This is a genomic window from Bacillus sp. AL-1R (genome assembly GCF_052180195.1).
Classification (GTDB): domain Bacteria; phylum Bacillota; class Bacilli; order Bacillales; family Bacillaceae_G; genus Gottfriedia.
Genome location: NZ_CP197469.1, coordinates 3,403,411 through 3,419,211 on the forward strand (window position 1 = coordinate 3,403,411; position 15,801 = coordinate 3,419,211).

Sequence of the window (15,801 nt, forward strand, 5' to 3'; positions counted from 1 at the left end):
GAAAATATTAGGATTTTTTAATTGGGAACGGAAATCGTTTCTACTACTACTTAGAAAACTGATCTTCATTTTTGATGACTACTCTTTTCGAGGGATACCTAGTCACGTTTACCTATACGAATGCTTGGTCTTCTTACATCTACTATAAAAATGACTCCCCCATCTCCAACATTTTTAATTCTTTTAACGAAAAAAACATAGAAGCCCGATTGGATCATCTATGTTTTTTCCAACAATTTCATATTATTTTATATTAAAATATCCTTCATCTTCAAAGCGCTTCACTAAAGCAATTGCACTTTTTACAGGAAAATATTCTACATTAAATATATCTTTTATTTCCTCTTCATCTACACTGCGATCAAAAAATTGTTGGACGATGCAATAGAAACAGGCTGCCCAAATATTTCGATCCGCTGGCATTGGGATAAACGGGAAGTAAATTGTCATAAAATGTTGGAAATGCGTTTTTGCGATTTCGAAAGCTGAAGGATCTTCACTTTCTAATACGTCACTTAATTTTTTTAATATAGCATCTACAAAATTTTTATGTTCTTCGACTGAAACTGATGTATTCCAAATCATTCGTTGGTTGACTTTGTTCAGTTCAAAATCTTTCTCGATTGATTGTTCCTGTAGAATAAACAAAATAAAACTTTGAATTAACGGATTTGCTTTTGGACTTTTTAAAATTTCGCTAATTTGGTCGATAACTAAGTTACAATCTATTCCCCTTAATTCATTAATTAATTCAAGCTGCTTATCAATCGGCACAGAATTTCCAACGATCTTATGTAAATTAACAACTTCACCCTTAATGCCTTCACGATCTGAAATTACTTTATTTGATAATGAGAGCATTGCCTGAAACTTATTCAATTGATTTTCATCAATCCGTTTTTGAGCGAGTAGTCTTTTTATATTTTTTTGTATTTCTTCATATTCTTTTAATTGGAATAAAATGCTTATGTATACTTCAATTGCTTCATCACTCTCAAATGGACCGAAAACTAAATACTCACATCTTTCCTTAGCTTCCCTAGCCCGATTTCCTTCTAATAGACACGCGACTGCAGCAAGCTCTGTTTGAGAGTTATGCTCATTCATTTCTTTTAATTGATTACATAACATTAAAGCTTTACTAAAGTTTTTTTCTTCTAATGCTTTTTTACCTAAATTTATGATCCGATCCTTCAGTTTAGGAAAAAAGACAATATTGTCATCCATGTTACTCTCCCCTAACATTTGTTATTTCCTGCACAAACTAATTATGAAAAAGTGTATCATGAATTAAAATTATTTAAAATATTAATGATACGAGTATAGTTGAATCGTTTTTATGATAACACTGCATTTGGCTATTTTTAGTACCCTAATGGTTTATTGCCAAATCTTTTCCATAACTTTGGAAATTTAGCTTTTAATTCGTCTTTTGATTTCCAATCAATTGTTAATTGTTGTTGAGGATATTCGTAACCTTTGTTTTCGATCAGTGAATTGAACTCATTCCACAATTGATCATCCCAATCATCATCGCCTTTACGCTTGATTGAATATGCTTGTAAAGCCAAATCTAACATATCTTCTAATTCTGGCGTAAGTCCTTCTTCTTCATAAATAGGAAAAATGTATTCAGCTAAATAATCAGGGTCATTTAATGTTTTCTTGTAAACTTGTTCTCCTTGACCGATTAACCAAGCCCTAAAATGGGCAAACGAATCCTCCGAACAGCCGTCCATAATGATCCATGCAGCTCCTAAAAGATTTGCGGTATATGCTTTGGAAAATAAAGTTTCAAATTGAATTTCAAAACTAGCTATCTCATCATCAGATTGTTTAGCTAAATGATTGATTACCCATTCATATGGTTCTTCAACAATATGCATTTTAGATATTAGGCTCCAAAATTCTTTTTCGTTCATTTATATCACTCCACTTTTTTATTTATATTTTAGAATAACATAACTAGTATAAATTTTATGATGATCAAAGTTTTCTATTTAAGAATCGGAATATGTACTAATTTATATAGTAAACGTATTTCATCATTTTATTTCTTAGGTCATTTCATTAAAATACAAAAAAAGACACTTATTTTACATTAAGTAAAACAAGTGTCTTTTGGACGTCCTGAGAGGGATTCGAACCCCCGACCGACGGCTTAGAAGGCCGTTGCTCTATCCTGCTGAGCTACCAGGACATATGGAGCGGGTGATGGGAATCGAACCCACGACCGAAGCTTGGAAGGCTTCTATTTTACCATTAAACTACACCCGCATATTTTTCATTTTCTTGATTCTTTTTTTATTTCTTGGCGACATCACCCTGTCGACATAATTTATTATAGTCACTATGCAAAATAAAGTCAACACTATTTTAAAACTTTTTTTCCAAAATAAAGGAAAAAATTTTAAAGTTGTATAATTACCTTAGTTTATTAGGGTTTTCAAGCTTTTATTACTCCGAATTATTTTGTTTCTATATATGGTTAGTAGCGTCATAAGAGCTACTAACCACCTTTTATTCATGATAATTCAAATGTAGATGTTAAAAGCTTTGTTCCATCTGTATGATAGAAAGTAACACTAGCTTTATTTTCAATTGTTTCAAGAATTGCATAAGTCTTTTCTTTTCGCATTCTCGGTAGTAAAATGCTGCCAGGATTAATAAAAAGCACGCCATCAATTAATTCTGCTCCTAATACATGTGAATGGCCGAAGCAAGCAATTGTAGCACCAACTTCTTTACAACGATAATACAGCTTTTGTAATGACTGTTTTATTCCATGTAAATGACCATGTGTTGCAAAGATAGTATATTCATTCCCACGGTGAATAAATTCCTCAGGGAATTCTCCCCTGAAATCACAATTTCCTCTTACAACATGATAACCCTCTAGTTCCTTAGCATTAACTTCTAATTCCGAATCCCCACAATGGATCATTAGATCTACTCTGTCACGATATCGATCGGCGATTTCTTGCAATGGTTTTGTCAATCCATGACTATCACTTACGATTAGTACTTTCATTAATTTGAACCTTTAAATAATAAGTCTTTATCTTCTTTATTGATTACATTCATTAATGATTTGATTGCATTTGCGCGATGACTCAAGCCACCTTTTTCATCTTTTGTTAATTCAGCCATCGTTTTATCCAATTCTGGCAAAAAGAAAATCGGATCGTAGCCAAAACCGTTTGTTCCTCGTTTTTCGTTAGCAATATACCCTTCAACTGTACCATGAACAGTAATCGTTTCTTTACCTGGAACTGCTAAAGCTAATGCACAATAAAATCGCGCAGTTCTTTCGCCAGGAAAAACGCCTTCTAATTCACTTAAAACTTTTTGCATATTATCTTCGTCACTTTTATGTAATCCAGCATATCGAGCAGAATAAACACCTGGTCTACCTTCAAGTGCATCCACTATTAAACCAGAGTCATCTGCAATGACTGGTGCATTTAACTCACTCGCTAAATACTCAGCTTTTAAGATCGCATTTTCTTCAAATGTAGTTCCTGTTTCTTCAATTTCTTGAATTTCAGGAAAGTCTTTTAAAGATTTAACTTGAAATCCCATTGGGTTAAAAAGCACTTCAAAATCCTTCACTTTGCCTTGATTATTTGTCGCAATAATGATTGTTTCCATCCTTAAAGTTTCTCCTCGAAATGATTATTGAAATTTAATACCTTCTTGTAATAACACTTCTTTTTGTTTTTCAATTAGAGATTTAATGCCTAATTCACCCAAAGATAATAACTCATTTAATTCTTCTCTTGAAAAAGTTGATTCTTCACCAGTTCCTTGAAGTTCAACAAACTGTCCTTTTCCAGTCATAATAATATTCATATCAACACTTGCAGCCGAATCTTCTACATAATATAAATCTAGAACCGGTCCAAGGTCTTCTAAAATACCAACTGAAGTTGCTGCTAAATAATCTTTTACAGGATATGATTTCAATTTATCCATTTTAACTAATTTATCAAAAGCGAGCATCATTGCAACAAATGCACCAGTAATTGAAGTTGTTCGTGTTCCTCCATCTGCTTGGATGACATCACAATCGATCCAAATTGTCTTTTCGCCAAGTGCTTCTAAATCGACAACTGCTCTTAACGCTCTTCCAATTAATCGTTGAATTTCCATTGTTCGACCAGTTACTTTACCTTTAGATGATTCACGTATTGTACGCTCTTGAGTAGCTCTAGGTAACATAGAATATTCAGCAGAAATCCAACCTTTTCCACTATTTCTTAAAAATGGTGGTACACGGTCTTCAACTGTTGCATTACAAATTACCTTAGTATCACCAATACTTATTAGCACAGAACCTTCTGCATGTTTTGTATAGTGAGTAATAATCTCGATAGGTCTAAGTTCATTATTTAATCTTCCATCTGTTCTTGTCATGATTGTTCCTCCTACAAAATCTTCCAAATACTAGTATAGACAAAAATGTGATTTCATTTCTACTTATTGAGTAAATTTAAAGATAAAATTAAAAACCTTGTACAAAAATCCTCACAATTTTTGTACAAGGTTAATAGGATCTTTACATAACAAAGGCTTACAATTTTTTCGTATTTACATCCTTAGGTCTAGAAACTGGTTGGCTTAAAGGCTTGCCTTGCTGGTCGATCGCAGTTAATTTACCATTGATTTGAATTTCAATGGACTTCACACCTTTTTGCTCAGTTAAAGAAAGAACTAATGGCTGTAATACATCATTATTAATCATATTTTTGGCAATATTTCCATAGATACCATCGTTAAAATTAAGGACTAGCTTACCGCCTTTGAATACAGGTTGGCTAACTAGTTTCGTATCACTTCCAAAATCGGAAACTAAATTTGAATATTCAGAAGGACCTTTTACAAGTTCATTTACAATTGCTGTATATGGATCTGTTTCAGCATTTGAAATCCTAGTCGTTACAGGTACATAATAAGTGTCTCCCATTTCCCCTTGAGATACATAATATAGGGTAACTGGTCTGGAGTTCATAATATCTACAATATCACCTTTATCAAAGTTTATTCCATCATCTCTTGTTAACCCATCACCAATTTGAGCCTTATTTGCTGGCATCGATGCTAGTTCTTTTCCGTTTACTCGAATTTTCACCTTTGTCACATTTTCAAATTGAGTTAACGTCCAAGTAACAGCTTGAAATACTTTTAATTCATCTTCAGCACGATATTGTTTAAATTCTGGTGAAAAATCAGCAATGATTGTACCATCCTTTTGAGTTTGAACACCTAGAACTTCTGTATTTGGAGGTAAAACTGCTTGGAAACCATTCGGTAATTCGTCTGTAACAGGACCATCTTTTACTAAGTATTCTAACGCTTGTTTAGCTAGGCTGGTAGATTTAGGTAATTGGAAGGTTTGTGGTACAACATAACCATTACGGTCAAGTAAATATAATTCCCTTTTTACCGTTTCTTCCTTCTTTGCTACTTCTTTTGAAGGTTGATCACTTTTATAAACTACAGTTTTAGGTGGATCAATATCAGTTGAAGATTTCGTTGGGACCAAACTACATCCACTCAAAGTTGCGATTCCACATACCGCTGCCGCTGTTACTAACAATCTTTTTTTCATCAACATACTCCCCCCACGCTTTTTTACTATTTATACGAGCCTGTACATTTTTTAGAACAAGCTAAATAGAAAAAAATAAATAATTTAAATCTAGCTCTAAATTTACTGGAAATATTCACCTAAAAGACCTATCTTTCATATGATAAAAAGACTAAATGAATACCCATCCGAAGAACAGCTCGGTCAAGCAAGGAGGGTTAGCACAGTTGAAGGATAGAGACTATCAAACAAAGCACACACTCACAAAGCGTGAAAAAGAAGTATTCGAGCTTCTTGTTCAAGATAAGACTACAAGAGAAATTGCTGAAGAGCTTTTTATAAGTGAAAAAACTGTGAGAAATCATATTTCAAATGCAATGCAGAAGCTTGGGGTTAAGGGGCGATCACAAGCAGTTATAGAGCTTCTTCGTATGGGAGAGCTTGAATTGTAGTTATTTTGTAGAAATACTTCTACAAACCAACATACTGCCGGCATTCTAAACGACATGCCGGTTATAGTATTTACATTGAAACTAAAGATTTACATTTCTCTATTTTCTTGCCTGTAAAAGAATCTGATTATCTAAATTTTGAAAGTTTTACTTTATATCCTGCTTATAGTAGATAAAAAAGCCTATCTGTAAATTAAGATAGATTCTCTGCTATAGGGGGATTTTATTTTAGAACTTTTTTACCTATAAAAAAACAAAAAGAAAATCGTTTCCAGTTAGAAAACGATTTTCTTATTTCAAATACTATAAAACTTCTTAGTATTTTCATATAAAGTTTTATATGCTACTGATAAATCTATGTCTTTTAACTCAGCGATCTTTGCAACTGAATGATGCATAAATTTAGGATGTGTAAATTCATTCGCAAAAGGCCCTTCAAATGGCCAAGGACCATCTGTTTCTACCATCATTAATTCTAAAGGATACTTTTTTACTAGGTCTTGAATCTCATTTTCATATAAAACATCTGGTGTGATTGAGATAAAATACTCATTTTTTATCATCCGTTTAATTGTATGATCATCCCCTTTAAACCAATGAAAATGAGCTTTTTTAATAATATATTTTTCTAATAGATTACATACAGTTTCAGCGTCCTCATACACTGCATGTAATATGATTGGTTTATTTAACTCTTTTGCAAGTGAGATAAATTTTTCTAGTAATTGAATATAAGGGGCGTAATCAATCTGTTCTTCTAAATTCTTATAATATGGTAATCCAACTTCTCCGATTGCGACCATTTCATCCTTATGAATCATAATCCATTCAATTAATTTATCAACTTCCTCATCAGAAGGAATTCGTTGTTCAGGATGAAATCCAAATGCTGGATGTACACGATTATTTTGTTTTTTTAACGCTAAATTTTCTTTACTAGATTTTAAATCCATTGAAACAGAAATAATTGCTTCGATTTCATGTCTTTCTAAATTAGATAATATTTCTTCTCTTTGACTAGTATCATAAGAATCTAAATGAATATGAGCATCTATCATTTTCATCGTATTACTCCTTCTCTAAAGCCAAATAGATTTTTCTTTTATATTCCGTAAATTCGTCACTTAGTAATAATTCTTTTTTGCGTGGCCTTGGAAATGGCACAATAATTTCTTCTTTTATTTTGGCGGGTTTATCAGAAAATATATAGATTCGATCAGACATTAACAACGCTTCATCAATATTATGCGTAACTAATAAAATTGATCTTCGTTGCTCTTCCCAAATTGATATGAGCCATTGTTGCATGTCTAGTCTAGTAAATTCATCTAATGCCGAAAATGGCTCATCCATGCACATAAACGACTGCGGTGCTAGTAATGACCTTAAAAATGAAACTCTTTGTTTCATACCACCAGATAATTCATGCGGGTAAGCATTCTCATAGTTTTCTAAACCAGTTCTTTTAAGCCAGTCTCTTGCTAATTTTTCATCGGGTTTATGTTTTAACTCTTGTGATAAAACAATATTTTTTAAGACTGTTCTCCAAGGTAGTAATGAATGATCCTGTGGCATAAAACTAATATGGCCAAGTTCTCCATTTATGATTGACCCATTTAGCTTAACTTCACCAGAATCGGGTTTTAGTAAACCGCCTATAAGGTGAAACAACGTACTCTTCCCACTACCAGATGGACCTAAAATTGATACAAATTCCCCCTCATTTACATAAAGGGAAATATTATCTAACACTTGATGACTACTATAACTTTTTGATAATTGTTCCACTTGTAATGTCATTTTCGATTCTCCCCTTTAACTTTCCATTTAACAGTAACTCGTTCAATTACGACTATTAGGAAGAAGAAAAGCATACTTAAAAACATAATAATAAAAATTGAAACAAATACTCGATCTGTTCTAAATGAAGATGAAGCTAAAGTCATATACACTCCAATTCCAGATTTCGCTCCTAGCCATTCTGAAATAACTGCCCCCATTACACTATATGTCGCTGAAATCTTTAAGCCAGAAAAAATCGAAGGTAAAGAAAAAGGCAACTCAACTTTCCAAAAAATTTGTGATTTGGTTGCCCCTGCCATTTTCATATAATTTATTAATTCACTTGGTGTTTGTCTAAAACCATCCAATGCTGAAACTGTAACTGGGAAAAAACAAACAAGAGAAATAATAATTAATTTAGGTAATACACCAAACCCAAACCAAATAATTAATAGCGGTGCCAATACAATAATTGGTACATTTTGAGAAAGAATTAATAATGGGTAAAAAGCTTCCCTAACGCCTGGGATTAAATGCAATAGAAATGCTATTAAAAATCCTAATAAACTACCAATTAACAAACCAATAATCGTTAATTGAATTGTAGAAGAAATATGAGGAAGTAATGAACTAGTTGATTTCATTCCTTCTTTAAAGATTGCGATTGGTCCTGGCAATAACCAAGATTCAATTTTCCAAACTTTAATACTTAGCTGCCAACAAATTAAAAAAAGCAGGATGACAACAATTGGTTGCCATCCTTTTATATGTTTAGATTTCATTAACGATACTTCTCCGTTAACACATCCATCGTAATACCTTTTGGTTGATAAAGTATTTTCATTTGAGTAATAACATTGTGGCAACCTATTTCAATCATTCTTTCATTCATTTTTTGAACAACCATTAACAATTGATTCAAGTCACCTTCCATAGTTGTTTCCAATGGTTGAACTTGATATTTTACACCTGACTCATCAATAATTTTAATTGCTTCATCCACTGCTGGAATAACATCCTCAATATTATTTGTTTTCGGTATAATTTGGACACTCATTAAAGTAGTTTGCATTTTTGCTCCTCCTTATTTCGCTGGTAAGAAATCATTCGTAAATGCTTCTTTTGGCTTAAAGTTTCCTTCTAACAATTTATTTTCAGCTAAGAAATCTGCATAGTTTTTCCAAACTGATAACTTTTGCTCACCCCATCGGTCTGCATCATCTTTATATTTAGATGCTAACCATTCTTGGCTTTTTTCCACTAATTTTTTATCTAAATCTGGATTATCCTTTATTAAAATCGAAGCGGCTTCTTTAGGGTTATCGATCGCAAAATTATATCCTTTTGATGCTGCAGCCACAAACGCTTTTACTGTTTTAGGGTTTTTACTAATCATTTTTTCGTTAGTAGCTAAAACTGGCGTATAGTAATCAAGTTTTTTACTATAATCAGTTAAATAGATCATGTTTAATTTTTCACCGCGAAGTTCTGCTTCAATCCCTGTCCATCCTTGATAAATCCAAGCAAAATCGATATCTCTTTTTACTGCAGTAAAGAAATCAGCATCACCCATATTCACAATATTCAACTTATTAACATTCGCATTTTCTTCTGCCATAAGCGATTTTAAAATTGCCTTTTCAACAGGTGAACCCCATCCACCATATGTTTTTCCAACGAAATCTTTTGGAGACTTAATTTCTTTATTCACTGGTGATGCAAATCCAGAAGTATTATGTTGAATAATTGCTGCAATTGATACAATTGGTACATTTTGAACTCGCGCTTGTGTAATTGACTCCTGATAAGAAACGCCAAAATCCGCTTTACCAGATGCCACCAATTGATCTGCCCCTGTTTCTCCCGGGCTGATAATATCTACATCAAGCCCTTGTTCCTTAAAGTAACCTTTTTCCTTAGCAACAAAAAGCCCCGTATGATTTGTATTTGGCGTCCAGTCTAGTACGACAGTCACCTTTTTTAATTGCTTTGTCTTTTTATTAGTGGCAGTTTTGTCTTGAGCACATCCAGTTAACATTAAACAAATAGCCACTAAAAATACTACTAGTTTTTTCATTATCTATATCCCCTTTTGGTTTTTGTTTATAAAAAAAGAAAACGTCCGGGTACGAACCCGGACGTAAATGCGCTGTAAAAAACATATCTAAAAAGAGATACTGTTCCCTACGCTGGCATCACCCAGATCAGGTTCTAAGAGTCAACATCTTAAGGATGCTATCTCAGCCAGCAACACTGGCCCCTCCACATTTTTCTCATATATAAACTTTCCTCATTAATATAACAGATAATGATTGTATTTACGAATTATTTTTAACTAGTGTTTAAATGTTTTAATACTCTGTTAATAAGCGCAATGAAACTATGAAATTTTAATATTTATTAAAAGAGAATGATAAACAAAAATATCATTTCTTATAGTAAAATCTTAAATGAATAAAGAATATACTACATCAACAAATTTTTTGTAAAATGAGGGGATTTTTTGAATAAACCAATCGGGGTCATTGACTCAGGTGTTGGAGGCTTAACAGTTGCCAAACAAATTATAAGACAATTACCTAAAGAGGACATTTTATACTTAGGCGATACAGCAAGATGTCCATACGGATCACGACCATATACAGAAATTAGAGAATTCACTTGGGAAATGACTAATTTTCTAATGGAGAAAGATATAAAAATGTTAGTCATCGCCTGTAATACAGCAACATCAGTAGTCTTAAATGAAATGCGAGAGAAACTTCAAATACCAGTCATTGGTGTTGTCCGCCCAGGAGCCAGAGCAGCAATAAAATTAACACAAAATGATCGAATCGGTGTCATTGGAACGAATGCTACCATTAATAGTAAAGCATATCATTCTGCACTAAAGCGGATTAATGATAAAGTACTAATCGAAGGATTGGCATGCCCAGAGTTTGCTGGAATTGTTGAAAATGGGGATTACAATAAACCTGAAATATTTGAGATTGTTAAACACACCCTTGCACCACTTATCGATTCAAATATTGATACTTTAATACTTGGTTGCACGCATTACCCATTACTCGGTCCAATCATTCAAAAAGTGATGGGACCATCCGTCCAACTGATCAGTTCGGGCGATGAAACAGCTTTAGAAGTAAGTGCAATACTTGATCAACAAAATATTTTATCTAACTCTGAAATCACTTCACATGAATTTTTTACAACTGGGGATCCTACGATTTTTCGTAAAATAGCTTCATCTTTATTCCAAGAACCACTGGAAAACGTAAAGTATATTAAACTATAAAAGTCTATAGAACATATAAAATGAAGAAAACCAACAAAGTACATCTTTGTTGGTTTTTGTGTTTTAAAATTTATTCTTTACTTGAAAAGTAATCTTTAAGCATCGCATTGTTCTTTACGATATCATCTAGTGTATATTGATCTAAAACTTTTAAAAATTGTTCTAATGCATTGTTGAATATATGTTTTAAAGAACAAACAGGTGTAATAACACAAGTATTGCCATGTTCAAAACATTCTACAATATTAAAGTCCTCTTCAGTTTTACGAATTATTTCACCGATATTTATTTCTGTTGGCAATTTAGCTAAACGAATTCCACCGTTTCTACCACGTATAGTCTCAATATAGCCCATCTTACCTAAATTATAAATTATTTTCATTAAATGGTTTTTAGAAATATCATACGCTTCAGCGATGTCCTTAATATTAACTAATTTTTCACGTGGCTCTGAGCTTAGAAATATTAGTACACGAAGAGAGTAATCCGAATAAGTTGTTAAACGCATAACTTGTCCTCACTGTCTTATTTATGATTTATCATAGCATAATTGTGAACATTTTTTAAACTTTTATGTCTTTTTGCGAAAAAAACCAAAAAAGATGTATTTCGTATATTGCTTTAAATTAATTCTAGGTCTAAGATAAAGATGTATTTACAATACTACTTTAAAACGTGATTAGGGGGATTTTTCATGCTATCTCAAAAAACAACTGATATTATTAAGTCAACAGTTCCTGTCTTAGAAGTAAAAGGTACAGAAATTACTAAAGTATTCTATAAAAATTTATTTACTAATCATCCTGAACTATTAAATGTATTTAATCATACAAATCAACAACAAGGTAGACAACAAACCGCTCTTGCAAATACTGTTTTAGCTGCAGCACAGAATATTGATAAACTAGCAACAATTATTCCGGTAGTAAAGCAAATCGCGCATAAACACCGCAGTCTTGAAGTTAAACCAGAGCACTATCCAATCGTAGGGCAACATTTACTAGGGGCAATTAAAGAAGTACTTGGTGATGCTGCAACTGATGAAATACTAGGTGCTTGGGCAGAAGCATATGGAATTATTGCTCAAGTATTTATCGATATTGAAAAAGAAATGTATGAAGAAGCTTCTTCTCAAGAAGGCGGTTGGACTGATTTTAAAGAATTTAAAGTCATTGAAAAAGTTAAAGAAAGCGATGTAATAACATCATTCTACTTAGCTCCTAAAGATGGTTCATCAGTTCCTACTTTTTTACCTGGTCAATACATTACTGTTCGTTCACAAATTCCTGGTGAAGAATATTTATCAAACAGACAGTATAGTTTATCTGATGCACCAGGTAAAAATCACTTTAGAATTTCAGTTAAAAAAGAAGCTGAAGAAAATCAACCACTAGGTAAATTCTCAAACTTCCTACACAATCAAGTAAACGTTGGTGATACATTAGAGATTACTGCTCCAGCAGGTGAATTTACTTTAAATACTGCCATTGATTCAGATGTTGTTTTCTTAAGCGGTGGTGTTGGAATTACACCATTAATCAGTATGGCTAAGACAATTGCAAGTAATCAGCCAAATCGTAAAGTTAGCTTCATAAGCGCTTCAAGAAACGGTAAATTACAAGCATTTGCAAATGAATTAAACCAATTAAAAGAGCAATTAACAAATTACAATTTATCATTTGTTTATGAAAACCCTTCTAAGGAAGATCTTCAAAATAATAACTTTAAAAAGCAAGGTTATATTGATGCAGAATGGTTAAATAACAATGTTAAATCTGACAATGCAGATTATTACGTATGTGGACCAGTACCATTTTTAAAAGCGATTATAACAAACTTAAAAGAATTAGGAATTAAAGATACACAAATTCATTACGAATTCTTCGGACCAGCAATGAATTTAGACACTGAACCTAAAAACACTGTACATCAAGGTTAATATTTAGAAAGGATGCTCTTAATCGAGCATCCTTTCAGACTGCCCGAAAACGCTCGCTTTCTTCGTTACTTCGCCTGTCTGCGGTGCTCATTACCGTCTAGGGTAACTCCGCTCCTCACCAGGCTTCGCGCCTCGAAAGACAAGCGCTTGCAATCAGTCTGAAAATCAGATTTTTTGTACTTTGTCGACACACTGAAAGGATGCTCTTAATCGAGCATCCTTTTTATTTCTGCTCCAATAATATAGCCATTCTTTTTAAAACTGTCGGTATTGTGAAGCTACCAAAAATTGCGATTAGATCGCTTGAGTAGTATTTTTTTAGTGAACCATATACTAAGCCGCTTATCATTAGATCGTACAAAAAAAATCGACCAAATTCACGTTTAGTTATGACCATAAAGATGATCGGTGTATTTCTTGTTGTAAGAATAAGCCCACCTTCTTTTAAAAGAATTGATCATTCTATTAATTGAAAATCTTAATTTATTTTTTATCTATTATCCAATAATACTTTTCAATTTCTTCTTTTACTTTTATCATGCCAATTTTCTCTAAAACTCTAATAGAAGCATGGTTATAAATGGAACAAATAGCAGATATTCTTTTCACATGATTTTGCTGCAAACCCCACTCACAAAAAGCCTTACCCATTTCAGTTGCATAACCTTTTCCTTGATAACTAGGTGCAATGCTATAGCCTAATTCCATAATCCCAGTTTCATCAGGACCACCTTTAAATCCCATATCACCAATAATTACTCGATCTTTTTTATGAATGATAATCCCTTCATATTTTTCTTCAGAAGGATGCGTTTGAAAACGAGAAATCTTATATGGGAAAAGATTTTTATATACTTGAATTGGCCACCCATTAGCGAATGGATAAAATTGATTTTCAAACTCCAATTCTTTACATCCACTTAAAACAGAAACCATCGCTTCTTTAGTAAACGTCATTAATAGTAAGTTTTTAGTTTCAGTGATTAGCATTAAAATACTCCTGTATACTAAATTTTATTGTTTTTGACTATTACTTCCCTTAAAAAATATTCTAGAAATAACTAATCCAATCAAGCCAAGTAGTATAAATAAACCAGCTCTAACCATTAATGTAATATTTGGTAAATCTATTAATACAAGTTTTCCTAGCGTCAGTAATAATAAACCTATCCCAGTATAAGTCCATACTTTAAACTTTTTCATATTACCAAGTATCATAGCTACAATTGAAAGCAAGATCCAACTTATATTAATTAATAATCGAATCATATTATCAGATAGATTTACTGCAAGAATTTGAACAATTTGTGTAATAAAAGCAATCAATATTACCGTAATTAATAAAGAACTGCTTAATAAAATAAATTGTTTTTCGTCTTCTTTTTTATAAGCCAAAATTGTAATGACAATTAGAGCTATAATTAACACTAGCCAATTCAATGTTTCAACAGACCAAAAAGAATCGATTCCAACCGATAAAATGGATATCCCTACAGGAATGAATGTAAGGGCAGCTATAATTAATTTGAGTACATCTCGATATCTTAAATAAAATATATAACTTGATACTGCTTGAATGATTAATACAGTACAGAGTAATTTTACTGAAACACTGTCCAAACATAAGAATGAAAGAGCTAATATAAAATTCGTCGAAAATCCAAAGAAAAAATCCGATTTCTTTTTATAATAAAAAGTAAGGAATAAATAGCCTACACATAAAAAGATTAAAATCAATGTTCTAGTCTGATCTTCAAATGCACTAAAGATCCACCCAATAGTTAAAATAAAACTAGTGTGAAGAATTAATACTTGTTTTTTAATAGTAAACTTAGATTTTATCAATATAGCTAGCAAACTAATATGTTGAACGATAATACTTAATGCGAAATACTCAATTCCATTCGTATTAAAATTAACTACAGCAACAATTAAATAAGATAAATGTAATAATATTGCAGACGAAAGATAGATGAATTTATATTTCTTAAATGTCGCATAAAATATAAAGCATAAGTAAATTACGGTTTCATAGATTGAAAAAAATAAATAGTTTGGCGAATCACTTTTAACTAGAAATGGTACAAAAACAGCCCCTATTATACTTATTAATCCAATAACTTCTGATTTATATCTATTCATAGAATAAAAACCAATACATACCCAAACAATTAGAAAGGAAAATGCAACTGTTGACCCGACCATATGATATAAATGATGCATAGCAAATGTAGTTAAAAATAATACAGGTAACACGCCACCAATTAATGATTGGCCGAGTGTTGATCGATTAGCTTTCATTTGACGATTACCGTACCAGAATAAAGCGATTGCTATAACAAATCCAATCCCTACTTTTGCATATTTGTTTAAAACCCCATAATCTGATGCCGCTTTAAACCCCCACATTACTCCAAGAATGAAAATAAATATAAAAAATCTAGGTAACCACTTTTGAAAAATAAGCGCTTCATAGTCAACCTTTTCAGTTTCTACTGTTACTTTTACCTGTCTACTAACTGTTTTTTGTGGTTTAGGTTTATTTACTTTAGGTTGATTTATTTGTTTAATTTCGTCTGAAGTTTCCTTTGTGATTAAGAGAAATTCAATTTTTTTCTTCATCTCTCTCACTTCTTCTTCAAGCTTTTCTACCTTTTTTTGAAGATCTTGATTCTGATTATCCAACTACATCACCTCTTAACATACCTATGTAGATTATTAAGACTAAATAACTGAAAAGACA

General features: G+C 32.2%; 17 protein-coding genes, 2 tRNA genes and 1 riboswitch. Of the genes, 3 read left to right on the forward strand and 16 right to left on the reverse strand.

Annotated features, from left to right (window positions below; all coding sequences use genetic code 11):
- Positions 1-243: 243 nt before the first annotated feature.
- The 8 genes from ACSBO6_RS16335 to ACSBO6_RS16370 all read right to left on the reverse strand — a co-directional run bounded on the left by ACSBO6_RS16335 (position 244) and on the right by ACSBO6_RS16370 (position 5,617).
- Positions 244-1,227: a hypothetical protein gene (locus ACSBO6_RS16335; RefSeq protein ID WP_098843832.1), complete on the reverse strand. Its 984-nt coding sequence runs from the start codon at positions 1,225-1,227 to the stop codon at positions 244-246.
- A 137-nt stretch (positions 1,228-1,364) separates the two neighbouring features.
- Complete coding sequence (locus ACSBO6_RS16340; RefSeq protein ID WP_098843833.1) at positions 1,365-1,922, reverse strand: DUF4240 domain-containing protein; 558 nt, start codon at positions 1,920-1,922, stop codon at positions 1,365-1,367.
- A 204-nt stretch (positions 1,923-2,126) separates the two neighbouring features.
- Positions 2,127-2,200: transfer RNA gene (locus ACSBO6_RS16345), tRNA-Arg, on the reverse strand.
- Between the two features lie 3 nt (positions 2,201-2,203).
- Positions 2,204-2,277, reverse strand: a tRNA-Gly gene (locus tag ACSBO6_RS16350).
- Positions 2,278-2,524: 247 nt separating this feature from the next.
- On the reverse strand, positions 2,525-3,031 hold the full coding sequence (locus ACSBO6_RS16355; RefSeq protein ID WP_098843834.1) for a metallophosphoesterase family protein: 507 nt from the start codon (positions 3,029-3,031) through the stop codon (positions 2,525-2,527).
- A complete protein-coding gene (locus ACSBO6_RS16360) occupies positions 3,031-3,651 on the reverse strand; it encodes an XTP/dITP diphosphatase (RefSeq protein ID WP_098843835.1) in 621 nt (206 codons plus the stop codon). Before ACSBO6_RS16360 ends, ACSBO6_RS16355 begins: the two co-directional genes overlap by 1 nt.
- A 24-nt stretch (positions 3,652-3,675) precedes the next feature.
- On the reverse strand, positions 3,676-4,416 hold the full coding sequence (gene rph / locus ACSBO6_RS16365; RefSeq protein WP_098843836.1) for a ribonuclease PH: 741 nt from the start codon (positions 4,414-4,416) through the stop codon (positions 3,676-3,678).
- 157 nt (positions 4,417-4,573) lie between these two features.
- Positions 4,574-5,617 (reverse strand): GerMN domain-containing protein, encoded by a 1,044-nt coding sequence (locus tag ACSBO6_RS16370; protein WP_098843837.1) that lies wholly within the window; start codon positions 5,615-5,617, stop codon positions 4,574-4,576.
- Between the two features lie 200 nt (positions 5,618-5,817).
- Here ACSBO6_RS16370 and ACSBO6_RS16375 point away from each other — a divergent pair, with 200 nt between their 5' ends.
- On the forward strand, positions 5,818-6,042 hold the full coding sequence (locus ACSBO6_RS16375; RefSeq protein ID WP_056472461.1) for a helix-turn-helix domain-containing protein: 225 nt from the start codon (positions 5,818-5,820) through the stop codon (positions 6,040-6,042).
- A gap of 296 nt (positions 6,043-6,338) precedes the next feature.
- Here the strand turns inward: ACSBO6_RS16375 and ACSBO6_RS16380 are convergent, their stop codons facing one another.
- Genes ACSBO6_RS16380 through ACSBO6_RS16400 form a run of 5 tightly spaced genes read right to left on the reverse strand, consistent with a single transcriptional unit; the run spans position 6,339 to position 9,901 of the window.
- Positions 6,339-7,106, reverse strand: a complete 768-nt coding sequence (locus ACSBO6_RS16380) for a TatD family hydrolase (protein WP_098843838.1) — start codon at positions 7,104-7,106, stop codon at positions 6,339-6,341.
- A gap of 4 nt (positions 7,107-7,110) precedes the next feature.
- Positions 7,111-7,842 (reverse strand): ABC transporter ATP-binding protein, encoded by a 732-nt coding sequence (locus ACSBO6_RS16385; RefSeq protein WP_498843687.1) that lies wholly within the window; start codon positions 7,840-7,842, stop codon positions 7,111-7,113.
- Positions 7,839-8,606 (reverse strand): ABC transporter permease, encoded by a 768-nt coding sequence (locus ACSBO6_RS16390; RefSeq protein WP_098843840.1) that lies wholly within the window; start codon positions 8,604-8,606, stop codon positions 7,839-7,841. Before ACSBO6_RS16390 ends, ACSBO6_RS16385 begins: the two co-directional genes overlap by 4 nt.
- Complete coding sequence (locus ACSBO6_RS16395) at positions 8,606-8,896, reverse strand: thiamine-binding protein (protein WP_098843841.1); 291 nt, start codon at positions 8,894-8,896, stop codon at positions 8,606-8,608. The genes ACSBO6_RS16390 and ACSBO6_RS16395 overlap by 1 nt, the downstream gene beginning before the upstream one ends.
- Before the next feature lie 12 nt (positions 8,897-8,908).
- On the reverse strand, positions 8,909-9,901 hold the full coding sequence (locus ACSBO6_RS16400) for an ABC transporter substrate-binding protein (RefSeq protein ID WP_098843842.1): 993 nt from the start codon (positions 9,899-9,901) through the stop codon (positions 8,909-8,911).
- Between the two features lie 87 nt (positions 9,902-9,988).
- Positions 9,989-10,098, reverse strand: a riboswitch (TPP riboswitch).
- A gap of 229 nt (positions 10,099-10,327) precedes the next feature.
- On the opposite strand from ACSBO6_RS16400, the gene racE reads away from it, so the two are divergent.
- Complete coding sequence (gene racE, locus ACSBO6_RS16405; protein ID WP_098843843.1) at positions 10,328-11,119, forward strand: glutamate racemase; 792 nt, start codon at positions 10,328-10,330, stop codon at positions 11,117-11,119.
- Between the two features lie 70 nt (positions 11,120-11,189).
- On the opposite strand, the gene ACSBO6_RS16410 is transcribed toward racE, so the two are convergent.
- Positions 11,190-11,627 carry an RrF2 family transcriptional regulator gene (locus ACSBO6_RS16410; protein WP_098843844.1) on the reverse strand — a complete coding sequence of 146 codons (438 nt, stop codon included), beginning with the start codon at positions 11,625-11,627 and terminating at the stop codon, positions 11,190-11,192.
- Positions 11,628-11,813: 186 nt separating this feature from the next.
- Here ACSBO6_RS16410 and hmpA point away from each other — a divergent pair, with 186 nt between their 5' ends.
- Positions 11,814-13,058: an NO-inducible flavohemoprotein gene (gene hmpA / locus ACSBO6_RS16415; RefSeq protein WP_498843688.1), complete on the forward strand. Its 1,245-nt coding sequence runs from the start codon at positions 11,814-11,816 to the stop codon at positions 13,056-13,058.
- A gap of 483 nt (positions 13,059-13,541) precedes the next feature.
- Here hmpA and ACSBO6_RS16420 read toward each other — a convergent pair whose 3' ends face one another.
- Both ACSBO6_RS16420 and ACSBO6_RS16425 read right to left on the reverse strand, forming a co-directional pair.
- Entirely contained in the window at positions 13,542-14,048 is a 507-nt protein-coding gene (locus tag ACSBO6_RS16420; RefSeq protein WP_098843846.1) for a GNAT family N-acetyltransferase, read from the reverse strand.
- Between the two features lie 24 nt (positions 14,049-14,072).
- Positions 14,073-15,743 (reverse strand): DUF2339 domain-containing protein, encoded by a 1,671-nt coding sequence (locus tag ACSBO6_RS16425; RefSeq protein ID WP_498843689.1) that lies wholly within the window; start codon positions 15,741-15,743, stop codon positions 14,073-14,075.
- Positions 15,744-15,801 lie beyond the last annotated feature (58 nt).

Coding starts and splice junctions, on each gene's coding strand:
- ACSBO6_RS16335 (WP_098843832.1), bottom strand. CDS start 1,227: ATGGATGACAATATTGTCTTTTTTCCTAAACTGAAGGATCGGATCATA.
- ACSBO6_RS16340 (WP_098843833.1), bottom strand. CDS start 1,922: ATGAACGAAAAAGAATTTTGGAGCCTAATATCTAAAATGCATATTGTT.
- ACSBO6_RS16355 (WP_098843834.1), bottom strand. CDS start 3,031: ATGAAAGTACTAATCGTAAGTGATAGTCATGGATTGACAAAACCATTG.
- ACSBO6_RS16360 (WP_098843835.1), bottom strand. CDS start 3,651: ATGGAAACAATCATTATTGCGACAAATAATCAAGGCAAAGTGAAGGAT.
- rph (WP_098843836.1), bottom strand. CDS start 4,416: ATGACAAGAACAGATGGAAGATTAAATAATGAACTTAGACCTATCGAG.
- ACSBO6_RS16370 (WP_098843837.1), bottom strand. CDS start 5,617: ATGTTGATGAAAAAAAGATTGTTAGTAACAGCGGCAGCGGTATGTGGA.
- ACSBO6_RS16380 (WP_098843838.1), bottom strand. CDS start 7,106: ATGAAAATGATAGATGCTCATATTCATTTAGATTCTTATGATACTAGT.
- ACSBO6_RS16385 (WP_498843687.1), bottom strand. CDS start 7,842: ATGACATTACAAGTGGAACAATTATCAAAAAGTTATAGTAGTCATCAA.
- ACSBO6_RS16390 (WP_098843840.1), bottom strand. CDS start 8,606: ATGAAATCTAAACATATAAAAGGATGGCAACCAATTGTTGTCATCCTG.
- ACSBO6_RS16395 (WP_098843841.1), bottom strand. CDS start 8,896: ATGCAAACTACTTTAATGAGTGTCCAAATTATACCGAAAACAAATAAT.
- ACSBO6_RS16400 (WP_098843842.1), bottom strand. CDS start 9,901: ATGAAAAAACTAGTAGTATTTTTAGTGGCTATTTGTTTAATGTTAACT.
- ACSBO6_RS16410 (WP_098843844.1), bottom strand. CDS start 11,627: ATGCGTTTAACAACTTATTCGGATTACTCTCTTCGTGTACTAATATTT.
- hmpA (WP_498843688.1), top strand. CDS start 11,814: ATGCTATCTCAAAAAACAACTGATATTATTAAGTCAACAGTTCCTGTC.
- ACSBO6_RS16420 (WP_098843846.1), bottom strand. CDS start 14,048: ATGCTAATCACTGAAACTAAAAACTTACTATTAATGACGTTTACTAAA.